The following is a 26,926-nucleotide window of genomic DNA, read 5'->3' on the forward strand; positions in this document are numbered from 1 at the left end:
CCTCGAGGGTGATGGTGTGAAGCGGATCAGATCTTGCGCCAGAGATCGATGAGGATGTCCTCGTCTTCATAACAGGCCTGGCGCTTCAGGCGCGCGTGTGCATCGATGAGCTGGTGCATGGGACGCGTGGCCAGCAGCCGGTCATCGAAATCCTTCTTCCAGTGGCAGGCCAACAGGTGGCCGGCGGGTGCCAGCGCTGTGGTGGCCAGGGCCACCATCTCGGCCACGTTGGGCGCATCGAAGTAGTAGCAGAGCTCCGAGAAGAGGATCAGGTCGACCTGCGGCATGTCGTGTCCACCGGCGGGCCATTGTTCGGGCAGCGACTGCCTGCGCACTTGTACGTGCGGCAGGTGGGCCGTCTTTTCGCGCGTGATGCGCACGGCCTCCGCGCAGAAATCGGAGGCCATCAGCCACTGGCAGCGCTGTGCCAGTTGCAGGGTCAGTTCACCGCTGCCACATCCGGGCTCGAAGATCGCGGTGCAGTGCTGGTGGGGCAGGATCGCCTCGACCAGGGCGCGCTTGCGTTGTTCATACCAGCTGTCCCGGGTCTTCCAGGGATCCTCGCTGCCGGCATAGAGCTGGTCGAAATGGCGGGTGTTTCTCAGTTGCGCTGCCCTCATAGGAAGAACACTTCGTAAGGTCGCACGAAATGCGCCAGCACCCCGGCCGGCAATACCGGATCACGCTCACCGTCCCGGCCGATCTGGCTGTGGTAGCAGCGCAGGGCGCGTCGCTTCATCATGCCGGTCTCGGCGTCGAAGGCCAGCTTGCGTGCGCGGCCCCAGGGGAATTCCCCGCCCAGCGGCTGCGCCCAGTGCCAGCCCCAGATCGGCACTTCCACCAGCTTGCAGCCCAGTTCATGCTCCAGTTCGGCCGCCACTTCGCCCACGGTTTCATGGTCGGGATGGCCATCAAGGCGCCAGGGGGCGAAGACGATGTCGGTATGGCGCAATTGCGCGATCAGCCAGGCTTTCAGTTCCAGGCGGTGCTGGCGGATCTGGCCGTCGGGAATGCGTGCCCGCAGGATCTGCGCCTGGCCTGCACCCAGGCATTCGAGGGCGGCCATGCTCTCGGCAGGGCGCAACAGCGGCAGGCGTGATGCCAGTGCAGAGGACTCCGGGTGGCTGCGCTCGCCATCGCTGACGGCGACCACGGCGATCTCCCGCATCATCCCGGCGAGCTGGGCGATCAGTCCGCCGCAGCCCAGGGTCTCGTCATCCGGATGCGGAGCCAGGATGACGGCACGCGAGCGCGCCGGCACCAGGTGGCACAGCTCCAGTTCGGGCAGGGCGTGCAGGCGCTGGCAGGATTGCCACACCTCTTCGGCCGTGCCGTGCGTGATATCGATATGGCGGACATGGACCGCCGCATTGGCGGGCGGCGTGGGGTTCACAATGAGCATGGGGACGACTCCTCTTCAAGACTGGCCTGGGCCAGTGCCGCCAGGTCGCGTTCGGCGTGGCTCTGGCGCAGCCACACCGGCAGGTCGGCCAGCAGGCGCGCACTGCGCCGGCTGCCGCAATAGGGATGCGGACCGAGCGCTGCGCCCAGGTCCTCGATGATTTGCAGGCAGGCGCGTTCCACGATGAGACGGGTGCGCAGCGCTTCCTGCATGAGCTTGGCGCCGGGGTGGGAATCGATGCGAGCTGCGCTTTCGCGCAGGCAGGCCGCGGCGCAATGCTGCAGGCACAGGGCGTTGCCCAGCCGGGCCAGCGCGTGGCTGTCTGCACGCTGCGCCAGGCTGTCGCGCAGCAGCGATACCAGTGCGGCAGCAGCGCCGTACCAGCAGGCTGCAATGCCGATGCCGCCCTGCCAGAAACCGGGACGTTCCAGGTAAAAGCCGGGACCGCCGATCACCTGCGCGGTGACGCCGTGCAGTTGCAGGCGCGCAGTGCGGGTGGCGGCCATGCCGACGGCGGCCCAGTCGTCCTCGATGAGGGTCACGCCTGGCTGGCCCAGCTCGATGGCGAGCAGCCAGTATTGGTCATGCTCGTCGCGATGGCCAAGCAGGGCATGGGTAAGGGCGGCGGCGCCCGAGCACCAGGATTTTTCACCATCGAGAAGGATGCGATCCCCTTGCTCGCGCATGCGCAGGCTGCCCGGCCTACCCTGTGCGCACCAGACGCCCCAGATGGAATGCGGTGGCGCCGCCACATTGGCTTCGGCCAGGATGGCGAGCGCATCGGTATGCGCTTCGTAGAGTTTGGCCAGCGACAGGTCCTGCGCGGCCACCGCCGCCAGCGCCTGCCAGCGCGACAGCGTCTCGCCATGGCCCGGCAGCGGCAAGCGGTCCAGTCCCGCCACCACCAGCTGGCGCAACAGGCGCGCGGCGACAGTGGACAGTTCGGCATGCGGGGCTTCCTGCAGCGCAGGCCCGATGAATTCTTCCAGCGCTGCAGGCAGCGAGGGGCAGGGTGGGGCGTAGCGGCGGGCGGTGCTGCTCATCATGATGGGAAGCCGGTAACCAGGGCGAAGAGGGACGCGCAGGCTGCGCAATGATGGGAAGTATGCGCGCCTTCACGCCTGCAAGATGTCGGCGTGCTGCTGTGTTCGCCGTAGGATTTCATTAAGCCTTGTGCTCGGTCATTACGGCCGCGCTGCGGCTGCCTTGCGATGCTGTAGGAGTCCGGCGCGCAGTAAATCCGTGTGGCGCCTACAGCCAAATGCATGCGCCTCTTCCATGATTGCAGGCTGGACGCAATGAGTTTCTTGCGCCGCGCCAAAGGGCGACCACGTGACTATGCAGGGCGCCCCTCCCCACGAATGCATCACGCTCGGAGAAGCGACATGAAAACCAAGGACATCCCCGAAGAAGGCCATTTCGACGAATACAACAATGCGGCCGGCGGCTGGGGCTCGGTCAAGGCACTGGGCGCCATCCTGCAGCAGGAGCACGTCATCGCCACCGGAACGCGCATCCTCATGAAGCAGAACAAGCCCGACGGTTTTGCCTGCGTCAGCTGTTCCTGGGCCAAACCGGCCGACCCCCACCTGTTCGAATTCTGCGAGAACGGCGCCAAGGCCACCGCCTGGGAAATCACCGCCAAGCGCGCCACACCGGAATTGTTCGCGCAGCACACCGTCACCGAGATGGAAAGCTGGAACGACCTCGAACTCGAATCCACCGGACGCATCACGGAACCGTTGAAATACGATGCCGCCAGCGACCGCTACCTGCCGGTCTCCTGGAGCGAAGCCTTTGATGACATCGCGGCACAGTTGCGTGCCATGGATCCGAAGAAGGTCGTCTTCTATGCTTCCGGCCGGGCGTCGTTGGAAACCTCGTACATGTATCAGCTGATGGCCCGCATGTACGGCACCAACAACCTGCCCGACAGTTCCAACATGTGCCACGAATCCACTTCGGTGGCCCTGCCCGAGACCATTGGGGTACCGGTGGGGACGGTCAGGCTGGAAGACTTTGAACAGACCGACTGCATCCTCTTCTTCGGCCACAATACCGGTACCAATGCACCGCGCATGCTGCATCCGCTGGAAGACGCCCGCAAGCGCGGGGTGCCGGTGATCACCTTCAATCCCTTGCGCGAGCGCGGCCTGGAACGCTTCGTCAACCCGCAGTCGCCCAAGGAGATGATCACCCCGGCGCATACCGACATCAGTTCGCAATACGTGCAGATCAAGATCGGCGGCGACACGGCAGCCGCCATCGGCATGGCCAAGCGCATCCTGGAGCGCGACGACCGCGCTCGTGCCGAAGGCTTGCCGCGCCTGCTGGACCAGGCCTTCATTGATGAACACACGAGCGGTTTCGAGGAGTTCGCGGCCGCTGCGCGCGCTGCAGAGTGGGCCGAGATCGAGCGGCACGCCGGCGTGCCGCGTAGAGAGCTGGAACTGGCCGCCGACACTTATGCCGGCGCCAGCCGCGCCATGCTCATGTATGGCATGGGCATCACCCAGCACCGTGAAGCGGTGCGTGCCATCCACATGCTGACCAACCTGCTACTCCTGCGCGGCAATATCGGCAAGCCCGGCGCCGGTATCTGTCCCATCCGTGGCCATTCCAACGTGCAGGGCCAGCGCACGGTGGGCATCACCGAAAAACCGGAGATGGTGCCCAACGACAAGCTGCGTGCGCTCTATCATTTCGAACCGCCGATGGAGAAGGGGCTCAATACGGTGGAGGCCTGCGAGAAGATCCGCGATGGTGAGCTCTCGGCCTTCTTCATGCTGGGCGGCAATTTCGTGCGGGCCATTCCGGATCATGGCGTCATCGAGCCGGCCTGGCGCGAACTGCCGCTGACGGTACAGGTGGTCACGCACTTCAATCGTTCCTGCGTGATCCATGGCAAGACCTCTTATGTGCTGCCTTGCCTGGGCCGCATCGAGATCGACCGCCAGCGCGGCGGCGAGCAGGCGGTGTCGGTGGAGGACAGCACCGGCTGCATGCATGGCTCGCGCGGCCGCGTCAACCCGGCCTCGCCGCACCTGATGTCGGAGCCGGCGATCGTGGCCGAACTGGCCAAGCGCCTGCTGCCTTTGAACCCGCACGTGGACTGGGATGCCTGGGTCGGTGACTATGCGCTCATCCGCGATGCGATCGAAGCGACCTATCCCGACATCTTCCGCGACTTCAATGCGCGCATGTGGACCCCGGGCGGATTCGCGCGCCCGCTGGCGGCGCGCGAGCGGCAATGGAAGACCCCCAACGGCCGTGCCAACTTCAAGACGCCGGACGGATTCGATCCCGATCCTGACATGCCCGGCGATGCACCGGGGGTATTGCGCCTGATGACCACGCGCGGTGACAGTCAATTCAACACGACCGTCTATTCGCTGGATGACCGCTTCCGTGGCGTGTGGGGGACGCGCCGCGTGCTGCTGATGAACCTGCGGGACTTGCAGCAGCAAGGATTGGGCGCGGGTGATTTCGTCACTGCCGAGACCGTGTCGGACGATGGTGTAGAGCGCCGCGTGGACCATCTGCGCGTGGAGCCCTTCGATATTCCGGTGGGCTGCGTGATGGGCTATTTCCCTGAGCTCAACCGGCTCATCCCGCTGTTCCACCATGCACGCGGCAGCAAGGTGCCGGCGGCGAAGTCGATTCCGATCCGGTTGATTCCTGAGATTGGGGAGCCGGTGTTGTCATGATTCGACATCCGCACGATCTTCAGACGAAAAAAAGGCCCCGCCAAAGCGGGGCCAAGAGGGAACTGAGGAAACCTCAGGGTTACAACACAAAAACACATTGCGTACTGCTGTTCATTGTCCATTGCCTGATAAACGATTTATATCGTTTATAAGTCATCGGCAATCGATCCACGGAGAAGGCGTCGATCAATACTTCCACATGATCTTCTGCAGTTCCTTGGGATCATTGGTACGGGTCAAGGCCAGCTCGGCCAGGATGCGCGCCTTCTGGGCGTTCTGGTCATCGGTCACCACCCAGTCGTACTTGTCGTCAGGCTGCTCGCCATTGCGGATCACCAAGCCGCTGCCCGTGCGCGAGGCGCGGATCAGCTGCACGCCCTTGCTGCGTACTTCCTGCAGTACCGGCACGATCTGCTCGGCCACGCTGCCATTGCCGGTGCCGTCATGGATGATGGCCTTGGCGCCCGCTGCCACGAAGGCGTCATACGCGGTGCGGCTGACGTTGCCGTAGTTGTAGACGATGTCCACGCGCGGCAGGCTGCTGATCTTGTCGATGTCGAATTCGGTCTGCGTGGTGTGCGGACGTGCCGGCAGGCGATAGAAGCTCAGCTTGTTCTCCACCACATAGCCCAGCGGGCCATAGGGCGAACGGAAGGTTTCGACCTTGAAGGTGTTGCTCTTGGTGACGTCACGGCCGGAATGGATCTCGTCGTTCATCACCACCAGCGTGCCCTTGCCGGCCGCTTCCTTGCTGCCGGCCACCAGCACCGCATCATACAGGTTCAGTGCACCGTCGGCACCCAGCGCAGTGCCGGGACGCATGGAGCCCACCACCACCACCGGCTTCTCGCTCTTCAACACCAGGTTCAGGAAATAGGCCGTCTCTTCGATGGTGTCGGTGCCGTGGGTGATGACGATGCCATCCACGTCGCCTTGCTTCAACAGCTCCGAGACGCGCTTGCCAAGCTTGATCAGGCGCTCGTCATTGAAGCTCTCGCTGCCGATCTGGAAGATCTGTTCGCCGCGCACGTTGGCGATCTTGGAAATCTCGGGGACAGCGGCGATGATCTTGTCCACCGGCACCACGGCCGATTGATAGGCGGCGGTATTGACGCTGGAGGCGCCGGCGCCGGCGATGGTGCCGCCGGTGCCGATGACGACGACATTGGGCTTCTTGTCCTGGGCGTGCGCCGCGAAGGCGCAGGCCAGGGAGAGGATCATGACCGAACCGATTTTCTTGAAGTGTGCCTGCTGCATTGTTATAAGTCTCCTGGTTGACACGGTGAGGCCGCGGGCGATCGCGCAATTTTTCTCAGTCTCTGCGCGGGCGGATCGTGCGGGCGGGTTCGCGCATGGGGCGTCGAACGTTGGCGATCATACGAAAGCGGCGCGGCGATGTCTCATGCTTTTAAAACATGAACGAATGCATGGCATGCATGAGGAGAGCCGCTCCCCGTGGGCCTTGCAGGAGAGTGCCAAAAAACGCAGGTGAAAAAAAAGACCGCTCGCGCGGTCCTTGGCAGATGAAAGCCGACGGGTCAGCTAAAAGAATTCCACCGTATCGTTGGTGGTGATGTCCGAGCGCAGCACGCCCGAATTGACCAGTTCCTGGTAATAGCAGATGCGGTTGCGGCCGCTCTTCTTGGCGTGATACAGCGCCTGGTCCGCGTGCCCCAGGATCACCACCGGCGTCTCGCGCGCGATGTTGACGAAGCCCAGGCTTACCGTCACCTTGCCGACCTGCGGGAAATCGTATTCCTGCACGTTCTGGCGGAAGCGATCGAAGATCTTGCGCGCATCGGTGAGCGTGGTCGAGCGCAGCAGGATCACGAATTCCTCTCCGCCAAAACGGAAGATGCGGTCATGCGCACGGAACGAAGCGCGCAGGATGTTGGCCACCAGGATCAGCACTTCATCGCCATAGAGGTGGCCGTAGCGGTCGTTGACCTGCTTGAAGTGATCGATGTCGACCACGCCCAGCCAGTGGCCCTTGGGTTCGTCATTGCTCTCGTGACGACGCTCGTCATGGTCCAGCGAATGCGCTTCATGCGGAGCGATGGCGAAGGCGTAGCGGGTGAACTGCTCGTCGAAGGTCTTGCGGTTGAACAGGCCCGTGAGCGCATCGCGCTCGCTGTAGTCCAGCAGGCTCTGGTAGTTGCAGTAGACGTGGAAGATGCCGTGGATCACATCCAGCATGGTCGGCGCAAAGGGCTTCTGGCTGCGGATCTCCAGGCAGGAGTTCATCTTGCCGTGCAGCCAGACCGGCAGCCATAGCACATGCTCGCCGGCGGACGTGGTCTCGTGGAATTCGTTGAGGTGATTGCGGATACAGGCCTGCATGGCCGGATAGGCCGACAGCGGTTCCTTGGGATCATCGCTGGTCAGTTCAGCGATGGTGTGCACGGCGCCATCGCGGATGACCATCTTTTCCTGCACGAAGTATTCATCGCGCAGGGTGAAGATATCCAGCATGCGAATGGCCTGCACTTCGGTGAGCTGGTACAGCGCGGAGATGACCGAGATGGCCAGGCGGGAATGCTCCCGGTGGGCCGTGATTTCTACCAGATGCTTGAGCAGCGGTTGTTTCATCTCGTCGTCGATGTCCTGCATGAGCCCATTGTTCTATGTATGGTCGGTACTCGGCTGTGCTTGCCCGGCATCCTCCGCACCGGGCAGGCCTGCATGCCACCAGCAAGTACCGGGCCAGTGGCCGGCACGCAGTTGCAGCAAGGCGCGTCGCAGCGGAACGGAGACAATCCCGATGCAAGTTTCACACCATCAAGCTAGCACGGAAGCCCAGCGATTTTACAGGGGGCAAGCATGGGAAAGAAGCGGTTTCTGCATTTCAATGCAGAAAATTTGCACTTTCATTTCCGCATGGAAACTTTAAGTCTGGCGTGACTTTCAATTACGTGCAGCTTGGTGAGTTTTTCTGCAAGTCGCTTCCACACAAACTCCCGCGCAGGCCCGCAAGGCAGGCTGGCCGTGGTCTGGAGGCCAGCAGGTCATTTTCTGCCAAGGACTCGCCTGCGTTCCCATGTACCGGAAATGGACGAGCCGTTTATGGAAAAAACTTACAAAAATCGCCGGTGCAGGACCGGCGATCATTTGTTTATATCATTTCGCACTGTGTTCGTGATTTCCGATTGTCAGTGCAGCATCGTGCGGCTCAAGCGTAGATGATCAGCAGGGCTACTGCGATGATCAGGCCGAACTTGGTGATCTTGTAGACGGTCTTGTTCCAGTTCTTGAAGCGGCGGCGATACTGGCCTGCCAGCCAGACGAAGCGGAACAGTTTGTTGACGCGCCCGGTCTGGTCGCCGGTCTCATTGGGTGAGGCAGCGGCGGTCATCATGGTGCGGCCGAGGAAACCATTGATGGCTTCTGCCCAACGATAGCGCAGCGGACGCTCGACGTCGCAGAAGAGGATGATACGGTTCGTCTCGGAGCCGTTCTGTGCCCAGTGGATGAAGGTCTCATCGAAGACCACGCTCTGGCCGTCGCGCCAGCTGTAGCGCTGGCCGTCCACTTCAATGAAGCAGCGGTCGTCGTTGGGCGTGACCAGGCCCAGGTGATAGCGCAACGAACCGGCGAAGGGGTCGCGGTGCGGATTGAGCGTGCCGCCCGGGGCCAGTTCGGCGAACATGGCGGCCTTCACGGAGGGGATGCGCTTGAGGATTTCCACGGTCTTGGGGCAGAACTTTTCGGCCGAAGGATGGCTGGCGTTGTACCACTTCAGGTAGAAACGCTTCCAGCCGGCCTTGAAGAAGGAGTTGAAACCGGCATCGTCATTCTTTTCGGCTGCCTTGATCTTGGCCATCTCGCGCAGGGCCACGGCTTCGTCGCGGATCACTTCCCAGTTCTGGTCGATGAGGGCCAGGTCGGCGAACTGCTTCACGGCCGGGTAGGGCACGGCCGGCACGCGCGAAAACGCGTACATGAACAGGTTGATCGGCGACATGATCGAGGAGTGGTCGAAGAACTGCCGCAGGAAGGGCAGGCGCACGCGTCCACGGAAATGGATGAACAGGATGGAAAACAGATAGATGAAGACAATTGCCCACTTCATTGCAGGGTCCTTTGATGGTGCCGGCCTTTTCAAATGAAAGAAAAGGCTGTGACGGATATCCGTCCATATGGGGTCAGGGCCGGGAAGATCAACGACAGCGTTCCGTCAATGGCGGGCCGGCATGCAGCAATATGAGTTCAAAGGAGTCATGATGCCGCAAGAAGAGCGATGATGAGCTGAAATCCCGGTGGCTGCGCAAGCGCGGCAAGATGCCGGCAACGCAAGGCAAGCGAGGATTCTACACCAAGGGGAGGCCGGTGTTTGTAAGGGCGCTGATTGCCACATGTGAAGATTTCTGCAACAAACGCATGCGCTGACCCAGATCAAGCGGGCAAAAAAAAGGACCGGGCAATCCGGTCCTTTGGCGGGCCCTAGAACGCTCAAGCGGCCTGGGTCACCACCTGGCGTGCGCGGTTCCAGCGGGGCAGGCCCGTGAAGGCAAAATCGATTTCCGGCACGTGGCCGGAGACGATCTCGGCGATCGCGCGGCCGGATCCGCAGCCCATGGTCCAGCCCAGGGTGCCATGACCGGTGTTCAAGTACAGGTTGGCGAACTTGGTCTTGCCCACGTAGGGGACGTTGGACGGGGTCAGCGGGCGCAGGCCGGTCCAGTAGGTCGGGTTGTCGTAGTCGCAGCCATCCGGGAACAGTTCACGGGTGCGGCGGGTGATGGCTTCGCAGCGGGTGGTGTTGAGTTCACGGGTGTAGCCGTTCAGTTCACAGGTGCCAGCCACGCGCAGGCGGTCGCCCAGGCGCGAGACCACCAGCTTGTAGCCGTCGTCGGTAAGCGAGACGGTGGGGGCGGCGTCCGGATTGGTGATCTGGTAGGTGGCCGAATAGCCCTTGCCTGGATAGAGCAGCAGGTCGATGCCCAGCGGCTTGACCAGTTGCTGGGAGAAGCTGCCCATGGCGACCACGAAGGTGTCGGCCTTCAGGACTTCATGGCGGCCGTCCGGGTTGATGACTTCCACGCCGGTCACGCGGGCGGCAGCGCCGGCACCTTCGGTGATCAAGCGGGTGATGCTGGTGGAATAGCGGAATTCGACGCCGGCTTCTTCGCTCTTCTTGGCCAGGCCCGTGGTGAGCTTGAAGACGTCGCCCGATTCATCGGTGGCAGTGAAGTCGCCGCCGACGATCTTGTTGCGGATCGAGGCCAGGGCCGGTTCGATGCGCACCACTTCATCGGCGCCGATGGATTCGCGCGGGCAGCCCAGGTCGCGCATGAGCTTGGCGGCGGGCAGCGAGTCCTGGAATTCCTTTTCCTCGGTGTAGAAGTGCAGGATGCCGCGGGTCAGGTGGTCGTACTGGATGCCGGTTTCGGCGCGCACGGCCTGCAAGGTCTGGCGGCTGTATTCGCACAGGGCGACGATGTTGCGGATGTTCTCGTCGGTGCGGGCGGCGGTGCACTCACGCAGGAAGGCCACGGCCCACTTCCATTGCAGCCATTCGGGACGGAAGCGATAGAGCAGCGGGGCGTCTTCCTTGCCCAGCCACTTCAGGACCTTCATCGGGGCGGCCGGATTGGCCCAGGGTTCTGCGTGCGAGACCGAGATCTGGCAGCCGTTGGCGAAGCTGGTTTCCTGCGCCGCGCCGGGCTGGCGGTCGATGACGGTGACGTCGTAGCCCTGCTTCTTCAGGAACCAGGCGGAAGCGGTTCCGATAATGCCTGCGCCCAATACGATCACTTTCATCTCACTCTCCCGGTTTTGCATGAACTTGCTGTGGTTGTTCGGACGTTCGCATGCATGAGCTCGCATGCGAACAATGCAAGCATTGTAAGAAAAGCGTGATTGCCGATGTGATCAATACTGGCTGGAATTTTTATGAATAAAAAGGCTGTTGCGATATTTTTATTCAAAAATAAAAGAAAAATCCAGCCAGATTTACATTTTTGAAGATGTGAAGCGGGCCATCTCTTCCGCCACGGCGCGCTCGACCGTTTCGGTGAGGGCGTCGCGCAGGCCTTCCCTGACGCGCTGCATCACGATATCGGAAAGATGGTCCAGCGCCAGCGCCATCTGGTCTTGCAGGTGTTGGTGCAGCACGGTATCGACGCGCTCCAGCAGGCTTTGCAGGACGTTTTCGCGGATTTCCTGTTCCCATTGGCGGTATTGCTCGGCGGCCGGGGTGACCGGGGTGACCGGGGACATGGGCGTCATCACCGGGGCGGCCGCTGCCGGTGCCTGGTAATGGGTGTTGGCGGGCTGGGTGTGGAAGGCGCCCGGTTGCATGGGGGCGGCGTAATCCGGGGCCGGGGCCAGCGGGATGACCTCGGTGAGCAGGGGAATGCTGTTGTCGTCGTGATTCATGGCGTGAGCGGGCGGGGCGGGCTCAGGCGGCCACATGGTGCGAGAGGGGGTAGCCGCGTTCCTTGTAGAAGCGGTAGCGGTCACGGCCGGCCGCCTTGTCGGCGTCGTCGGCGGAAATGATTTCCAGCAGGCGTTCGAAGCGCGCGAAATGCGCGGGCGTGTCGCTGCCCAGGTTGATGAGGATCTGGTGGTGCGGCAGGTCGGTGCTGTCGTCGGCAGTCAGGATGATGGGCGTCTGCGCGGCCAGCGGGTCGCCGGCCATCACGTGGGGCAGGAAATCCTGCTCGGAGAAGCTCCAGAGCGCCTGGTCGAGCTGCTGCAACTCGGCGCGGTCAGGGGTGCGCAGCACCAGGTTGGCGCCGGAAGCGCGCGCTTTGCGCACCAGACGGCACACGTAGGCGATCTTTTGCGGGACGTTGCTGTGAAAGTCGATTCGGGTCATCCCGCCAGTATAGAGGGTCGCGGTGCGGTGTGCTATTCGGGCAAGAAAAAGCAAATGGCCTGCAGCAGCAACTGCTGCGGAAAGAACCTCATCTGGCGAGAACTTTTCTTCACGGAACTAATCTACGGCAACTCGCAGGAGAGACAAGAATGAATCGCGCCTATTTTCAGAACCTATCAGCGGCGGGGCGGCCCTGCGCTTGGATAAAACACCTGGTCACGTCTCACCCCGCCAGGAGATGGATTGATAACAGGAAAGAAGTTCTCCATGGGCGATCTGGTCAAGACAGTAGCGCAAACCAATAGCAAGGAAAAATCCTGCGTCGACGTGCACTGCCATTGCAACGGAATGTGGTCGATCGTTCAGCAATTCAGCACGATCCGTTTGTGTGAAATGCTCGGCAGAGGCAAGGGGAAAATATTGCAGGCCTATAGCACAAGGGCCAAGCGAATTGCAGCGACCTATGCCCGCTTTTACCTGGAAACCGAAGACGGTGGCGATTCCGACCTCAAAGGACGGCACTACTGGATGGCGCTGGGTGCGTTTCCCAGAAAAAACGGTCGCCTGCTCCTTGGACATGCTGCGTGTTGAGATGCTTCCAACCGTCTTTCAGGGTCTGGCTAAAGGCAATCTCTGGCTGTTCGATGACATCAGCGGCCGGACTGCAAACGGATCCGGTCTTTGCACCGCCCTTCTGAACCATGAAATTCGTTTTCGCTTTCGCGTCCCTTGCTTGTCTCCTGTCGGCTTGTTCCCCGTCATCTCCCGAACGTCCCCCTATGTCATCTCTTACCGTCTCCATCAATGAGTCGCCAGAAAAACTGCTGCGTGACAATACCGGACAGATCAAGGTGACGCAGCAGGGGCCAGGCGTGAATTTCTACACGGCGCATTGGGCGCAGCAGAATCCTGGCTCCGTCACGATTGCGCATGGCAAATACACGTTGACGATACCTTACGTGCTGGGTTTTCAAGGCATGGAAGAGTCGCGTGCTCCTTCCGAAGGAATCGTTCAATATGAAGTGTTCGCGGGTATCACTGCCCCGGACTTGATCGGGCATGACGAAGCGCGCAAGAAGCTCTTCGCTCTCTTGCAAGCGATCCGCAAGGCGGGCTGGACGCCCTTCATTGAGCGTGATGATCCGAGAATCCGGGGTGAGCAACGGCTTGACTATGTCATAAGAAATTCGTCAGCCAGCAGTCTCGATCCTGATTACGAACCCTCGTTCACCGAGTGGATGGCCCTGGAAGATCTTTCCAAATGGACGTTCTATGCTGATCACACCTATTTGGCGGTGGCGTTCAAACGAGAGGCCAGTCTGCGGGACCCGGTCAAACCTGGTTCTTATTTGTTGACATATACGGTCATGGGAGAAAACCAGCATTTCCGGACTTATGTGGCGCCGAAAGACCGGGACCGCTGGAAAGAGTTGCTGCCCGGTGTCATCAAGGAGTTGCAGGAACAGCGCCAGCGGGCTGAACAGGGATGGCGCGCGAAGGGAGCGCGAATTGATGAGACCTATAACGACCCTCCGGTTCCGCGGTTTTAACCTGACCAGATAGTTCGCCCTGTTCGATGGATGCAGCAGGGGTTGAAGAAAAATGCCGTTGAGCCTCGGGCTCAACGGCATGGTGTGAACAAACGCGCAGGGCGCTATGGCGTGCAGGAAGTGTCCCGCTTATGCCGCCATCCCGCTATGCCGCAGCAAGGCATCAATGCTCGGCTCCCGCCCACGGAACGCCTTGAAGGACTCGATGGCCGGACGTGAACCGCCCACGGCCAGGATTTCCTGCTGGAAGCGGCGACCGGTTTCCAGCGAAATCACGTTGCCGCTGCTGGCCGCTGCTTCCTCAAACGCGCTGTACGCATCCGCCGACAGTACTTCAGCCCACTTGTAGCTGTAGTAGCCCGCTGCATATCCGCCCGCGAAGATATGCGAGAAGGAATGCTGGAAGCGGTTGAATTCCGGCGGGCGGATCACGGCGATGCGGTCGCGCACGCTGTCGAGCAACTGCTGTACGGTCTGCTGGCCACCGACTTCATATTCATGGTGGATCAGCATGTCGAACAGCGAAAACTCCACCTGGCGCAGCATCTGCAGGCCGGACTGGAAGTTCTTGGCGGCGATCATCTTGTCATACAGCGCACGCGGCAGCGGCTCGCCGGTCTCGGCATGTGCGGTCAGCTGCTGCAGCACATCCCATTCCCAGCAGAAGTTTTCCATGAACTGCGAGGGCAGTTCCACCGCATCCCACTCCACGCCGGAAATGCCGGACACGCCCACCTCATCTACTTGCGTGAGCATGTGATGCAGGCCATGGCCGAATTCGTGGAAGAGGGTGATCACTTCATCATGCGTGAACAGGGCCGGCTTGGCCACGCCATCGACTACCGCAGGTTCGGTGAAATTGCAGACCAGGTAAGCGATCGGTGTCTGTACGCCTTGCGCGGTCAGGCGGCGGGCGCGGGCGTCATCCATCCAGGCGCCGCCACGCTTGCCGGCGCGGGCATACAGGTCCAGGTAGAACTGGCCCACCAGCTGGCCGTCACGTTCGATGCGGAAGAACTTCACATCCTTGTGCCAGACCGGGGCATTATCGGGCTTGATCTGCACGCCGAAGAGCTGCTGCGCCACCTGGAACAGGCCGCCGACCACCTTGGGCTCGGGGAAGTATTGCTTCACTTCCTGTTCCGAGAAGGCGTAGCGCTGCTCGCGCAGCTTTTCGGAAGCGTAGGTGCTGTCCCAGGCCTTCAATTCGTCCAGGCCCAGCTTTTCACGGGCGAAGGTCTTCAGTTCTTCATAATCCTTCTGGCCGAAGGGGCGGGCGCGCTGGCCCAGGTCTTCCAGGAAGGCGATCACTTCGCCGGGCGACTTGGCCATCTTGGCCACCAGCGACACTTCGGCGAAGTTGGCGTAGCCCAGCAGTTGCGCTTCTTCCTTGCGCAATTGCAGGATCTGGTCGATGTTGCCGCTGTTGTCCCATTCCGGCTTGACGCCCAGCTCGGACGCCTTGGTGGCGTTGGCGCGGTAGATCTTCTCGCGCAGCGCGCGATTGTCTGCATACTGCAGCACCGGGAAATAGGAGGGGAAATGCAGCGTGAACTTGTAGCCGGGCTTGCCATCCTTCTCGGCGGCGGCACGTGCAGCTTGCTTCACATCGGCCGGCAGCCCCGACAATTCGGCCTCGTCCTCCACGAAGAGGGCGAAATCATTGGTCGCATCCAGCACGTTTTCGGAGAAACGGGTGGTCAGCATGGCCTGCTTTTCCTGGATCTCGGCGAAGCGTTCCTTCTTGTCGTCGGCCAGTTCGGCGCCGGACAGGCGGAAATCGCGCACGGCATTGTCCACCACCTTGCGGCGCGCGGCCGACAGGGAGGCGAAGGCCGGGCTGGCCTGCAGGGCCTTGTACTTCTCGAACAGCGCCAGGTTCTGGCCCAGCGAGGTCCAGAATTCCACCAGGCGCGGCTGGTTCTCGTTGTAGGTGGCGCGCAGGGCCGGGGTGTCCATCACCGAATTCAGGTGGCCAACCACGCTCCAGGCGCGGCCCAGCTTTTCGGTGGCGGACTCCAGCGGCTCGACGAAATTGTCCCAGGTGACCTCGGCCATCGGCGCTTCCAGTTCGGTCACCAGGCGGCTGGCGTCGGCCAGCAGCTTGTCCAGGGCCGGCGTGACGTGCTCGGGCTGGATGGCATCGAACTGGGCATAGCCCGAGAAATCGAGCAGGGGATTGGCGGCGATGTCAGTGGTGGTCATGGGCTCTCGTTTCTCTGAAAACATCCGGCAGCCTGGCTGCCGGAGGGTAATGCGCTAAGGGCGTGCCGATCAGCTGCGTTCGGCCGCTTCGATGGTGTTGACCAGCAGCATGGTGATGGTCATCGGACCCACGCCACCCGGCACCGGGGTGATCCAGCCGGCAACTTCCTTGGCATTGGCGAAATCGACGTCGCCGCACAGCTTGCCATTGTCGTCGCGGTTCATGCCGACGTCGATGACGACCGCGCCAGGCTTGACCATGTCGGCGGTAACGATGTTGCGCTTGCCGGTGGCCACTACCAGGATGTCGGCCTGGCGGGTGTGGTGGCCGAGGTCACGGGTCTTGGAGTTACAGATAGTGACGGTGGCGCCGGCTTGCAAGAGCAACATGGCCTGCGGCTTGCCGACGATGTTCGAGGCACCGACCACCACCGCATTGGCGCCACGCACGGGGTAGTCGATCGATTCCAGCATCTTCATGACGCCATAGGGGGTGCAGGGGCGGAACAGCGGCTGGCCGGTCATCAGCAGGCCGGCATTGCTGACGTGGAAGCCGTCCACATCCTTTTCCGGGGCGATGGCTTCGATCACCTTGTGGGCGTCGATATGGGCCGGCAGCGGCAGCTGCACCAGGATGCCGTTGATCTTGGGATCGCCGTTGAGGGCGTCGATGCGGGCCAGGAGCTCGGCTTCCGTCATCGAGGCTTCATATTTTTCCAGCACGGAGTGCAGGCCGTTGTCCTGGCAGGCCTTGACCTTGTTGCGCACGTAGACCTGGGAAGCCGGGCTGTCGCCCACCAGGATCACGGCCAGGCCGGGTTGCTTGCCTTGGGCGGTGAGGGCGGCGGCGCGCTTGGCCACTTCGGCGCGCAGTTGTTGGGAGAGCAGGTTTCCGTCGATCAGTTGGGCAGACATGGCAGATAAGGCTTTAGAAAGTGAAGGGCAGGGCTGGAAAGAAGGCGCCCGGTCAGGCCGGGACCACTCGAACTCAAGGCGCAAAGCACCGGAACCCGTGATTATAAAGCCAGGCGGTGAGCGGGACGAAATGCTGGCGCACGACGGCATGTTGCTGGATTGCAAATACTTTTGCGTCAATTTCCTTCATATTGGCATTTGGGGTGGCGCACGACGGGGATTTGCAATTTCGGTTATGCTCCCGCATCCTGAAGCCCCAGCTGCTAATAGTTACTACATAGCGACAAGAACCAAGGACTACCGCATGACCGATCTCCTCACCCGCCGCCTGCAACAGCTTTCCCAGCCGCACCATCTTGCGCTGCTGGGGCAGGGCCTGCGCGGCGTGGAACGGGAGACGCTGCGCGTGGATGCCCAAGGCCATCTGGCCCGCACGCCGCATCCGCCGGCGCTGGGTTCGGCCCTGACCAATGACCTGATCACCACGGATTATTCCGAGTCGCTGCTGGAATTCATCACCCCGGCCATGCCCGACATCGCCGATGCCCTGCAGCGCCTGGACGAGATCCACCGCTTTGCCTATGCCAAGCTGGATGGCGAATTCCTGTGGAATGCCTCGATGCCCTGCGTGCTGCCGCCGGAAGACGAGATTCCCATCGCCTGGTACGGCAGCTCGCACATCGGCATGCTGAAGCACGTCTACCGCCGTGGCCTGGCGCTGCGCTATGGCCGTACCATGCAGTGCATCGCCGGTATTCACTACAACTTCTCTTTAAGTGAAGACCTGTGGGAAGTCCTGCGGGACGACGACGACACCGTCGATCCTTCCCTGTCGCGCCGCGATTACCAGTCCGAGCGCTACATTGCCCTGATCCGCAACTTCCGCCGCTACAGCTGGCTGCTGATGTACCTGTTCGGTGCTTCGCCGGCGGTGGCGACCAATTTCCTGCGCGGCCGGCCGCACCAGCTGGAGACGCTGTCCGACGATACGCTCTTCCTGCCCTACGGCACCAGCCTGCGCATGAGCGACCTGGGCTACCAGAACCACGCCCAGGCCAACATCACCCCGCACTACAACAACCTGCCGGCCTACATCCGCAGCCTGGCGCACGCGGTCAGCGAGCCGTATCCCCCGTATGAAGCCATCGGCACCAAGCGGGATGGTGAATGGGTGCAGATCAATACCAACATCCTGCAGATCGAAAACGAGTTCTATTCGTCGATCCGCCCCAAGCGCGTCATCAACAGCGGCGAGCGCCCGGTGCAGGCGCTGTCGGCGCGCGGCGTGCAGTATGTGGAAGTGCGCTGCATGGACATCGATCCCTTCAATCCGCTGGGCATCGGCCTGGAAGCGGCGCGTTTCCTGGATGTTTTCCTGCACTTCCTGGCGCTGGAATCGAGCTGCCTGACCTCGGACGAGGAGGGCGTGGAAAACCGCGCCAACTTCCTGGCCACCGTCAAGGAAGGGCGCCGCCCCGGCCTGCAGCTGCAGTTCAAGGGCGAAAGCCTGCTGCTGACCGACTGGGGCCAGCAACTGCTGGATCGCATGGAGCCCGTCGCAGAACTGCTGGATCGCCATCTCGGCGGTAGCCAGCACCGCGACAGCCTGGCCGTGCAACGCGCCAAGCTGGCCGATCCCGACAGCACCCCCTCGGCGCGCGTACTGCGTGAGATCCGCCAAGCCGGCAATTCCTTCCCGGCCTATACCCTGGCCAACAGCCAGCGCCAGGCCGCCGAACTGATCGCGCGTCCGCTGTCTCCCTCCAGGACGGCCGACTTCGTGGCCATCGCCCAGGCTTCGCTGGATGCCCAGCGCGATATCGAGCGCACCCAGGTCGGCGACTTCGATACCTTCGTGGCAGCCTATCGGGCCAGTACCCTGGGCAATATCGCCATCTGATTCAGGACATTGTCCTTCATTTATAGTGGGCAATTCCTGAAGATCAGCCAAACCGCTACGCCTCGTCCCTCGACGAGGCGTTTTTGCTTGTCGGCCGGAAAGGCTGGTCATTGCTGCCTTGGCAATTCTTTCCGTTCACTTTTATGGTGCGGAAAATGACGTTTGAGGCTCTCCCGGCAGCCATTGCGGCATTGCAAACAGGGCAAGGAACCCCTGTTTACAGGGGCATATAGTAAAAATACGAGGCCTTGGAAGCCCCTGTTCATGCCGCTTTGCAGCATATTTTCACATTATGAAATTGATTATCGTAATTTGAAAATCAAAAATTCCCTGATAAAATTCGTCGTCCACACGGCTGGAAGACCGTACATTTAAGCCTGTTTCGCCTCCAACGCCTTGCCCCACGGGCCGGGAAGGATTGCAGCACAGGCAACACATGGCGCTTTTCCTGCAACACCTGCCGGCGGCATTGCGTACCGAATGAACCGACCGACCCGCCTGGTCCACCCGACCGGACGGATCTCTCAACAACCAGGAGACATGACATGTCAGCCCAAATCGATCAAGTTCTGGCGCAGGCCGCCAACGATCCCGATGTGATGGAAACCCAGGAGTGGCTTGACGCCCTCGAAGCCGTGATCGAAAAGGAAGGCCCGGACCGCGCCCACTACCTGATGGAACGCATGGTCGATCTGGCGCGCCGCCGTGGTGCCCACATCCCCTTCTCCAGCAACACTGCCTACGTCAACACCATTCCGGCCGACCAGGGCGAGCACTGCCCGGGCAACCTGGAATATGAAGAGCGTCTGCGCTCCTGGATGCGCTGGAACGCCATGGCCATGGTGGTCAAGGCCAACCGCGTGGATGGCGACCTGGGTGGCCACCTGTCTTCCTTCGCGTCGCTTGCCAACATGCTGGGCATCGGCTTCAACCACTTCTGGCACGCCCCGACCGAAGACCACGGTGGCGACCTGCTGTACATCCAGGGCCACTCCTCGCCCGGCATCTACGCCCGCGCCTTCCTGGAAGGCCGCCTGAGCGAAGACCAGCTGATCCACTTCCGCCGCGAAGCCGATGGCCATGGCCTGTCGTCCTACCCGCACCCCAAGCTGATGCCGGAATTCTGGCAGTTCCCGACCGTCTCGATGGGCCTGGGTCCCTTGATGGCGATCTACCAGGCGCGTTTCCTGAAGTACCTGCACGCCCGTGGCATCGCCAAGACCGACAACCGCAAGGTCTGGGCCTTCTGTGGCGACGGCGAAATGGACGAACCGGAATCGATGGGCGCCATCGGCATGGCCGGCCGTGAAAAGCTGAACAACCTGGTCATCGTGGTCAACTGCAACCTGCAGCGCCTGGACGGCCCGGTGCGCGGCAACGGCAAGATCATCCAGGAACTGGAGTCGGACTTCCGCGGCGCCGGCTGGAACGTGGTCAAGGTCATCTGGGGCAGCGGCTGGGACGAGCTGCTGGCCAAGGACAAGGACGGCATCCTGCAGAAGGTCATGATGGAAACCGTCGATGGCGAGTACCAGAACTACAAGGCCAAGGACGGCGCCTTCGTGCGCAAGCACTTCTTCGGCAAGCATCCGAAGCTGCTGGAAATGGTCTCCAAGATGTCCGACGACGACATCTGGCGCCTGACCCGTGGCGGCCACGACCCGCACAAGATCTACGCTGCCTTCAAGGTCGCCCAGGAATCCAAGGACCAGCCGACCGTGATCCTGGCCAAGTCCATCAAGGGCTATGGTTTCGGCAAGGCCGGCGAAGCGCGCAACACCGCGCACAACACCAAGAAACTGGACGACGAAGCCATCCGCGCCATGCGCGACCGCTTCCAGCTGCCGATCTCGGACGCGGACCTGCCCAACATCCCCTTCTTCAAGCCGTCTGACGACGCGCCGGAAATGCAGTACCTGCACGAGCGCCGCAAGGCCCTGGGCGGTTACCTGCCCCAACGTCGCGTACAGGCTGACGAAAAGCTGCCGGTGCCGGAACTGTCGGCCTTCCAGGCCATGCTGGAACCCACCGCCGAAGGCCGTGAGATCTCCACCACCGCCGCCTACTCGCGCGTGCTGACCGCACTGCTGCGCGACCCCAACCTGGGCCCGCGCGTGGTGCCCATCATGGTTGACGAGTCCCGTACCTTCGGTATGGAAGGCCTGTTCCGCCAGATCGGCATCTTCAGCCAGGTCGGCCAGCTGTACGAACCGGTCGACAAGGACCAGGTGATGTACTACCGCGAAGACAAGGCCGGCCAGATCCTGCAGGAAGGCATCAACGAAGCGGGCGGCATGAGCTCGTGGATCGCTGCGGCGACCTCGTACTCGACCAACAACCGCGTGATGATTCCGTTCTACACCTACTACTCCATGTTCGGTCTGCAGCGTATCGGCGACCTGGCCTGGGCAGCGGGTGACATGCGCGCACGCGGCTTCCTGATCGGCGGCACCGCCGGCCGTACCACCCTGAACGGTGAAGGCCTGCAGCACGAAGACGGCCACAGCCATGTGTTCGCTTCGGCCATCCCGAACTGCATCCCCTACGACCCGACCTTCGCCCACGAAGTCGCCGTGATCATCCATGACGGCCTGCGCCGCATGGTGGCCAACCAGGAAGACGTGTTCTACTACATCACCGTGATGAACGAGAACTACGGCCACCCTGGCATCAAGCCGGGCCAGGAAGAGGGCATCATCAAGGGCCTGTACTTGTTGAACGAAGGCGGCAAGGAAAACAAGCTGCGCGTGCAGCTGCTGGGTTCGGGCACCATCCTGCGCGAAGTCATCGCCGCGGCCGACCTGCTGCGTGATGACTGGAAGGTCGACGCCGACGTCTGGTCCGCTCCATCCTTCACCCTGCTGGCCCGCGATGGCCAGGACGTGGAACGCTGGAACATGCTGCACCCGGCCGAGGCCCCGAAGAAGAGCTACTTCGAGCAATCGCTGGAAGGCAGCGAAGGCCCGATCGTGGTCTCCACCGACTACATGCGCACCTACGCCGAGCAGGTCCGTGCCTTCGTGCCGAAGGGCCGTTCGTACAAGGTGCTGGGCACCGACGGCTATGGCCGTTCGGATACCCGCGCCAAGCTGCGTGAGTTCTTCGAAGTGAACCGCTACTTCGTGACCGTGGCCGCCCTGAAGTCGCTGGCCGATGAAGGCAAGATCAAGCCGGAAGTGGTGGCGCAAGCCATCGCCAAGTACGGCATCGATCCGAACAAGCCGAACCCGGTGACCCTGTAAGGACTGCCTGACCGACCATCCCCGCCTCAGCCTGCTGATCGCGGGGATGTGTCGTGTCTGGAACTGCCACCCAAGGGGAAGGTCTGCCACCCGATGATGTGATGGCTCAAGAAGCCAGCGTCGTGCGGCACATCCAGTACCTTCCCACCTGCGAATACTTCTCCCGGCCCAATGCCGGGGAACAGAACAACGGAGCGCATCAGATGAGTCAAGTCGAAGTAAAAGTCCCGGACATCGGCGATTTCAAGGAAGTCGAAGTCATTGAGGTGATGGTCAAGGTCGGTGACACGATCAAGGTCGACCAGTCGCTGATCACGGTTGAATCCGACAAGGCCAGCATGGAAATCCCGTCCAGCCAGGCGGGCGTGGTCAAGGAAATCAAGGTCAAGGTCGGTGACAAGGTCGCCGAAGGTTCGCTGCTGGTGATCGTCGAAGGCGAGGGCGCTGCAGCTCCCGCCGCCGCACCGCAAGCCGCCGCTGCCGCTCCTGCGGCCGCTCAGGCCTCCGCCCCGGCACCTGCCCCTGCTGCTGCACCGGCAGCCGCTGCTGGCGGTACCGTCGAGATCGAAGTGCCCGACATCGGCGACTTCAAGGAAGTGGAAGTCATCGAAGTCATGGTCAAGGTGGGTGACACCGTCAAGGCCGAGCAATCCCTGTTGACCGTCGAATCCGACAAGGCCAGCATGGAGATTCCGTCCAGCCACGCCGGCGTCATCAAGGAATTGAAGATCAAGCTGGGTGACAAGGTTGCCAAGGGCAGCATCATCGCCACCATCGAAGCCGCAGGTGGTGCACCGGCAGCAGCTGCTCCTGCCGCCGCTGCTGCGCCTGCAGCCGCTCCGGCCCCTGCTGCTGCACCGGCTCCCGCCGCAGCCCCCGCACCGGCTGCCGCCGCCGTGCCTGCCATCGCTACCGCTTCGGCCACCAGTACCGGCGGCAAGGCCCACGCTTCGCCTTCCGTGCGCAAGTTCGCCCGCGAACTGGGCGTGGACCTCTCGCGCGTGCCGGCCACCGGTCCCAAGGGCCGCATCCTGCAATTGGACGTGCAGAACTTCGTCAAGGGCGTCATGGCCGGTTCCACCTCGGTGGCCGCTTCCGCACCGGCGACCAATGGCAGCGGCACGGGCATGAACCTGCTGCCGTGGCCGTCGCTGGATTTCAGCAAGTTCGGTGAAACCGAACTGCAACCGCTGTCGCGCATCAAGAAGATCAGCGGCCCCAACCTGCATCGCAACTGGGTGATGATCCCCCACGTGACGCAGTTCGACGAAGCCGACGTGACCGAGCTGGAAGAATTCCGCAAGACCTCCAACGACGCCTTCGCCAAGGCCAAGTCGCCGGTCAAGCTGACCATGCTGGCCTTCGTCATCAAGGCCAGCGTCTCGGCCCTGAAGAAATTCCCGGCCTTCAATGCGTCCCTGGACGAGAAGGGCGAGAACCTGATCCTGAAGAAGTACTACAACATCGGCTTCGCCGCCGATACCCCGAATGGCCTGGTGGTTCCGGTCATCAAGAACGCCGACCAGAAGAGCATCGGCCAGATCGCTACCGAAATGGGCGAACTGTCCGCACAAGCCCGCGACGGCAAGTTGAAGCCGGCCGACATGCAAGGCGCGACCTTCACCATCTCCTCGCTGGGTGGCATTGGCGGTACCGCCTTCACGCCCATCATCAATGCGCCGGAAGTGGCCATCCTGGGCCTGTCCAAGTCGATCACCAAGCCGGTCTGGGATGGCAAGCAGTTCGTGCCGCGCCTGATGCTGCCGACCTCGCTGTCCTATGACCACCGCGTCATCGACGGCGCCATGGGCGCGCGCTTCTCGGCTTATCTGGCCGACGTGCTGGGCGACCTGCGCAAGTCGCTTCTCTAAGCCACCACCGAACATTACGGAGTCAGGACAATGAGTCTCTCTGAAGTCAAGGTCCCCGATATCGGGGATTTCAAGGAAGTCGAAGTCATCGAGGTGATGGTCAAGGTCGGCGATACCATCAAGGTGGACCAGTCGCTGATCACGGTCGAATCCGACAAGGCCAGCATGGAAATCCCGTCCAGCCAGGCCGGCGTGGTCAAGGAAGTGAAGGTCAAGGTCGGCGACAAGGTCGCAGAAGGCTCGCTGCTGTTGCTGGTGGAAGCCGCTGGTGAAGCTGCTGCCGCACCGGCTCCTGCTGCAGCACCTGCACCGGCTGCAGCGCCTGCTGCGGCAGCCGCTCCCGCTGCTGCGCCTGCCGCTGCCAGCTTCGGCGGCAGCGCTGACGTGCAGTGCGACGTGATGGTGCTGGGTGGTGGTCCTGGTGGTTACTCGGCCGCCTTCCGCGCCGCCGACCTGGGCCTGAACACCGTCATCGTCGAACGCGAAGCCACGCTCGGTGGCGTCTGCCTCAACGTCGGTTGCATCCCGTCCAAGGCGCTGCTGCACGTGGCCGCCGTGATCGACGAGACTGCCGCCATGGCCTCGCACGGTATCACCTTCGGCAAGCCCGAAATCGACATCGACAAGCTGCGCGCCTACAAGGACAAGGTCATCGGCACCATGACCGGCGGCCTGGCCGGCATGGCCAAGGCCCGCAAGGTGCAGGTGGTCAATGGCGACGGCCAGTTCGCCGGCCCCAACCACATCGAAGTCACGGCAGCGGACGGCAGCAAGAAGGTGGTGCAGTTCAAGCACGCCATCATCGCCGCCGGTTCCTCGGTGGTGAACCTGCCGTTCGTGCCGCAGGATCCGCGCATCGTCGACTCGACCGGCGCGCTGGAACTGCGCCAGGTGCCCAAGCGCATGCTGGTCATCGGCGGCGGCATCATCGGCCTGGAAATGGCGACCGTCTATTCCACCCTGGGCGCGCGCATCGATGTGGTCGAGATGATGGACGGCCTGATGCAAGGTGCGGACCGCGACATGGTCAAGGTCTGGCAGAAGTTCAACGAGAAGCGCTTCGACAACGTCATGGTCAAGACCAAGACCGTGGCCGTGGAAGCCCTGCCCGAGGGCATCAAGGTCACGTTCGAAGCCGCTGAAGCCGGTGCCACCGCACCCGAGCCGCAACTGTACGACCTGGTGCTGGTGGCCGTGGGCCGCAGCCCGAACGGCAAGAAGCTGTCGGCTGACAAGGCTGGCGTGATCGTCTCGGATCGCGGCTTCATCGCCGTGGACAAGCAGATGCGTACCAACGTGCCGCACATCTTCGCCATCGGCGACCTGGTGGGCCAGCCCATGCTGGCGCACAAGGCGGTGCACGAAGGCCACGTGGCCGCCGAAGCGATTGCCGGCGAGAAGAGCTTCTTCGACGCCAGCGTCATTCCTTCGGTGGCTTATACCGATCCGGAAGTGGCATGGGTCGGCGTGACCGAAGACGAAGCCAAGGCCAAGGGTATCAAGATCGAGAAGGGCCACTTCCCGTGGGCCGCTTCCGGCCGCGCCGTGGCCAATGGCCGTTCGGAAGGCTTCACCAAGCTGCTCTTTGATGCTGAAACCCATCGCATCATCGGTGGCGGCATCGTCGGCACACACGCAGGCGACATGATCGGCGAAGTGGCGCTGGCCATCGAGATGGGTGCGGACGCCGTCGATATCGGCAAGACCATCCACCCGCACCCGACCCTGGGTGAATCGCTGGGGATGGCGGCTGAAGTCGCAGAAGGCCATTGCACCGACTTGCCGCCGCAGCGCAAGAAGTAAGCGCAGCGTCGTGCATGAAAAAAATGGCGGACCTTCGGGTCCGCCATTTTTTTCATGGGTTCACGGTTCACGCCTGCTTGATTGGTCGGCTAGAGCAACTTGCCCGGATTCATGATCAGGTTGGGATCAAACGCCTGCTTGATGCGCAGCATCAGTTCCATCTCCAGCGGCGATTTGTAGTGCCGCAGTTCATCGCGTCGCAATTGGCCCACGCCGTGTTCGGCACTGATGCTGCCTTGTTTCTCCGTCACCAGGTCGTGCACCAGCCGATTTAACTGCAACGTGGCCTGCTGGACCTCTTCATACGAGGAGGACAACGGAATCATCACATTGAAATGCAGGTTGCCATCGCCCAGGTGGCCGAAATTGATGATCTCCGCCTGCAGCTCGCAAGCGGCAATCATGCGCTCGGCCTGCTCCACGAACTCGGCGATGGCCGAGATCGGTAGTGCGATGTCGTGCTTGATGACCTTGCCCGCCCGCACCTGGGCCTGCGAAATGCCCTCGCGGATTTTCCACAGGGCGGCAGCCTGCGTGCCGTTGGTGCAGAGCATGGCGTCATTGACCAGGACATCTTCCATCGCTTGCCCGAGCAGTTCTTCCAGCATGGCCTGCAAGCCCAGGTCTTCGGTATCGGCCAGTTCGATGAGGGCGTTGTAGCGCGCCGGCTGGGCCAGTGGTGCGCGGGTATCAGTGACGTGCTGCAGCACCAGCGCCAAGGAGGCGGCCGACATCATCTCGAACGCCACCAGCCGGTCGCCGCAGCGTGCCCGCGTGCGCGCGAGCAACTCCGCCAGCTGCGCCAGGCTGTCGCAGCCGACCCAGGCGGTAGCGCGCGCATGCGGTTGCGAAAACAGTTTCAGCACTGCACCAGTGATCACGCCCAGGCTGCCTTCGGAGCCAATGAACAGGTCGCGCAGGTCATAGCCGGTATTGTCCTTGCGCAGGCCGCGCAAGCCATTCCAGATGCGGCCATCGGGCAGGACCACCTCCAGCCCCAGCGCCAGTTCGCGCATGTTGCCAAAGCGCAGTACCGCAATGCCGCCGGCATTGGTGGCCAGGTTGCCGCCGATCGTGCAGCTGCCTTCTGCACCCAGGCTGAGCGGGAAGTAGCGCCCTGCGGCGCGCGCCGCGTCCTGCGCATGGGCCAGGATCACGCCGGCATCCACAGTCATGGTGTTGTTGATGGGGTCCACCGCGCGGATGCGGTTCATGCGCGTGGTCGAGAGAATCACCTGGGCACCGCTGTCGTCGGGCGTAGCGCCCCCACTCATGCCGGTGTTGCCGCCCTGGGTGACGATGGGGGTGTGGGTCCGGTGGCACAGGCGCACCACCTCGGCGGTTTGTGCGGTGTCGGCGGGGCGCACCACGACGGCGACCCGGCCATGCCACTTGTTGAGCCAATCCTTCACATACGAAGCCTGCTCCTCGGCCGCCGTGACCAGTCCCGCGTCACCCACGATGCTGCGCAGTTGCGCTATCAGTTGCTGGGTATTTTCATTCATATCGGT

At 62.2% G+C, this 26,926-nt stretch carries 19 protein-coding genes; 7 read left to right on the forward strand and 12 right to left on the reverse strand.

The features are described from left to right. Positions 1-26: 26 nt before the first annotated feature. Genes FYB76_RS04225 through FYB76_RS04235 form a run of 3 tightly spaced genes read right to left on the reverse strand, consistent with a single transcriptional unit; the run spans position 27 to position 2,448 of the window. Positions 27-620 (reverse strand): SAM-dependent methyltransferase, encoded by a 594-nt coding sequence (locus FYB76_RS04225; RefSeq protein ID WP_154132787.1) that lies wholly within the window; start codon positions 618-620, stop codon positions 27-29. Beyond that, positions 617-1,402, reverse strand: coding sequence for a PIG-L deacetylase family protein (locus FYB76_RS04230; protein WP_154132788.1), 786 nt, complete (start codon positions 1,400-1,402; stop codon positions 617-619). Before FYB76_RS04230 ends, FYB76_RS04225 begins: the two co-directional genes overlap by 4 nt. After that, positions 1,390-2,448 (reverse strand): acyl-CoA dehydrogenase, encoded by a 1,059-nt coding sequence (locus tag FYB76_RS04235; protein WP_154132789.1) that lies wholly within the window; start codon positions 2,446-2,448, stop codon positions 1,390-1,392. Before FYB76_RS04235 ends, FYB76_RS04230 begins: the two co-directional genes overlap by 13 nt. A gap of 339 nt (positions 2,449-2,787) precedes the next feature. On the opposite strand from FYB76_RS04235, the gene FYB76_RS04240 reads away from it, so the two are divergent. Continuing rightward, positions 2,788-5,109, forward strand: a complete 2,322-nt coding sequence (locus tag FYB76_RS04240; protein ID WP_195724566.1) for an FdhF/YdeP family oxidoreductase — start codon at positions 2,788-2,790, stop codon at positions 5,107-5,109. A 186-nt stretch (positions 5,110-5,295) separates the two neighbouring features. Here FYB76_RS04240 and FYB76_RS04245 read toward each other — a convergent pair whose 3' ends face one another. The 6 genes from FYB76_RS04245 to FYB76_RS04270 all read right to left on the reverse strand — a co-directional run bounded on the left by FYB76_RS04245 (position 5,296) and on the right by FYB76_RS04270 (position 11,929). After that, positions 5,296-6,366, reverse strand: coding sequence for an asparaginase (locus FYB76_RS04245; protein WP_154132791.1), 1,071 nt, complete (start codon positions 6,364-6,366; stop codon positions 5,296-5,298). Between the two features lie 285 nt (positions 6,367-6,651). After that, the gene (locus FYB76_RS04250; protein WP_187697689.1) at positions 6,652-7,719 is read right to left on the reverse strand and encodes a GGDEF domain-containing protein; all 1,068 of its coding nucleotides are present in this window, start codon (positions 7,717-7,719) and stop codon (positions 6,652-6,654) included. A 559-nt stretch (positions 7,720-8,278) separates the two neighbouring features. Beyond that, positions 8,279-9,178 carry a lipid A hydroxylase LpxO gene (lpxO, locus tag FYB76_RS04255; RefSeq protein ID WP_154132792.1) on the reverse strand — a complete coding sequence of 300 codons (900 nt, stop codon included), beginning with the start codon at positions 9,176-9,178 and terminating at the stop codon, positions 8,279-8,281. 380 nt (positions 9,179-9,558) lie between these two features. Beyond that, positions 9,559-10,869: a D-amino acid dehydrogenase gene (locus tag FYB76_RS04260; protein ID WP_145606370.1), complete on the reverse strand. Its 1,311-nt coding sequence runs from the start codon at positions 10,867-10,869 to the stop codon at positions 9,559-9,561. 192 nt (positions 10,870-11,061) lie between these two features. Then, positions 11,062-11,487, reverse strand: a complete 426-nt coding sequence (locus FYB76_RS04265; protein WP_088755939.1) for a hypothetical protein — start codon at positions 11,485-11,487, stop codon at positions 11,062-11,064. Positions 11,488-11,509: 22 nt separating this feature from the next. Beyond that, complete coding sequence (locus tag FYB76_RS04270) at positions 11,510-11,929, reverse strand: DNA polymerase III subunit chi (protein ID WP_088755938.1); 420 nt, start codon at positions 11,927-11,929, stop codon at positions 11,510-11,512. A 267-nt stretch (positions 11,930-12,196) separates the two neighbouring features. Here FYB76_RS04270 and FYB76_RS04275 point away from each other — a divergent pair, with 267 nt between their 5' ends. Further along, positions 12,197-12,520 (forward strand): hypothetical protein, encoded by a 324-nt coding sequence (locus tag FYB76_RS04275; protein ID WP_229296869.1) that lies wholly within the window; start codon positions 12,197-12,199, stop codon positions 12,518-12,520. Between the two features lie 188 nt (positions 12,521-12,708). Then, positions 12,709-13,479 carry a hypothetical protein gene (locus FYB76_RS04280; RefSeq protein WP_229296870.1) on the forward strand — a complete coding sequence of 257 codons (771 nt, stop codon included), beginning with the start codon at positions 12,709-12,711 and terminating at the stop codon, positions 13,477-13,479. A gap of 129 nt (positions 13,480-13,608) precedes the next feature. Here FYB76_RS04280 and FYB76_RS04285 read toward each other — a convergent pair whose 3' ends face one another. Then, the gene (locus tag FYB76_RS04285) at positions 13,609-15,684 is read right to left on the reverse strand and encodes a M3 family metallopeptidase (RefSeq protein ID WP_154132794.1); all 2,076 of its coding nucleotides are present in this window, start codon (positions 15,682-15,684) and stop codon (positions 13,609-13,611) included. 69 nt (positions 15,685-15,753) lie between these two features. Beyond that, positions 15,754-16,599, reverse strand: coding sequence for a bifunctional methylenetetrahydrofolate dehydrogenase/methenyltetrahydrofolate cyclohydrolase FolD (folD, locus tag FYB76_RS04290; protein ID WP_088755936.1), 846 nt, complete (start codon positions 16,597-16,599; stop codon positions 15,754-15,756). 304 nt (positions 16,600-16,903) lie between these two features. Between folD and gshA the strand changes: the two genes are divergently transcribed. The 4 genes from gshA (at position 16,904) to lpdA (ending at position 25,415) form a co-directional block, all read left to right on the forward strand. Further along, positions 16,904-18,499: a glutamate--cysteine ligase gene (gshA, locus tag FYB76_RS04295; RefSeq protein WP_154132795.1), complete on the forward strand. Its 1,596-nt coding sequence runs from the start codon at positions 16,904-16,906 to the stop codon at positions 18,497-18,499. 545 nt (positions 18,500-19,044) lie between these two features. Next, the gene (gene aceE, locus FYB76_RS04300; protein ID WP_154132796.1) at positions 19,045-21,741 is read left to right on the forward strand and encodes a pyruvate dehydrogenase (acetyl-transferring), homodimeric type; all 2,697 of its coding nucleotides are present in this window, start codon (positions 19,045-19,047) and stop codon (positions 21,739-21,741) included. A gap of 203 nt (positions 21,742-21,944) precedes the next feature. Continuing rightward, positions 21,945-23,612 carry a dihydrolipoyllysine-residue acetyltransferase gene (aceF, locus tag FYB76_RS04305; protein WP_154132797.1) on the forward strand — a complete coding sequence of 556 codons (1,668 nt, stop codon included), beginning with the start codon at positions 21,945-21,947 and terminating at the stop codon, positions 23,610-23,612. Positions 23,613-23,642: 30 nt separating this feature from the next. After that, positions 23,643-25,415 carry a dihydrolipoyl dehydrogenase gene (lpdA, locus tag FYB76_RS04310; protein ID WP_154132798.1) on the forward strand — a complete coding sequence of 591 codons (1,773 nt, stop codon included), beginning with the start codon at positions 23,643-23,645 and terminating at the stop codon, positions 25,413-25,415. 89 nt (positions 25,416-25,504) lie between these two features. On the opposite strand, the gene FYB76_RS04315 is transcribed toward lpdA, so the two are convergent. Continuing rightward, complete coding sequence (locus tag FYB76_RS04315; protein WP_154132799.1) at positions 25,505-26,920, reverse strand: FAD-binding oxidoreductase; 1,416 nt, start codon at positions 26,918-26,920, stop codon at positions 25,505-25,507. Between the last annotated feature and the right edge of the window lie 6 nt (positions 26,921-26,926).

This window comes from Herbaspirillum sp. CAH-3 (genome assembly GCF_009668275.1).
In the GTDB taxonomy this organism is placed as follows: domain Bacteria; phylum Pseudomonadota; class Gammaproteobacteria; order Burkholderiales; family Burkholderiaceae_D; genus Herbaspirillum; species Herbaspirillum aquaticum.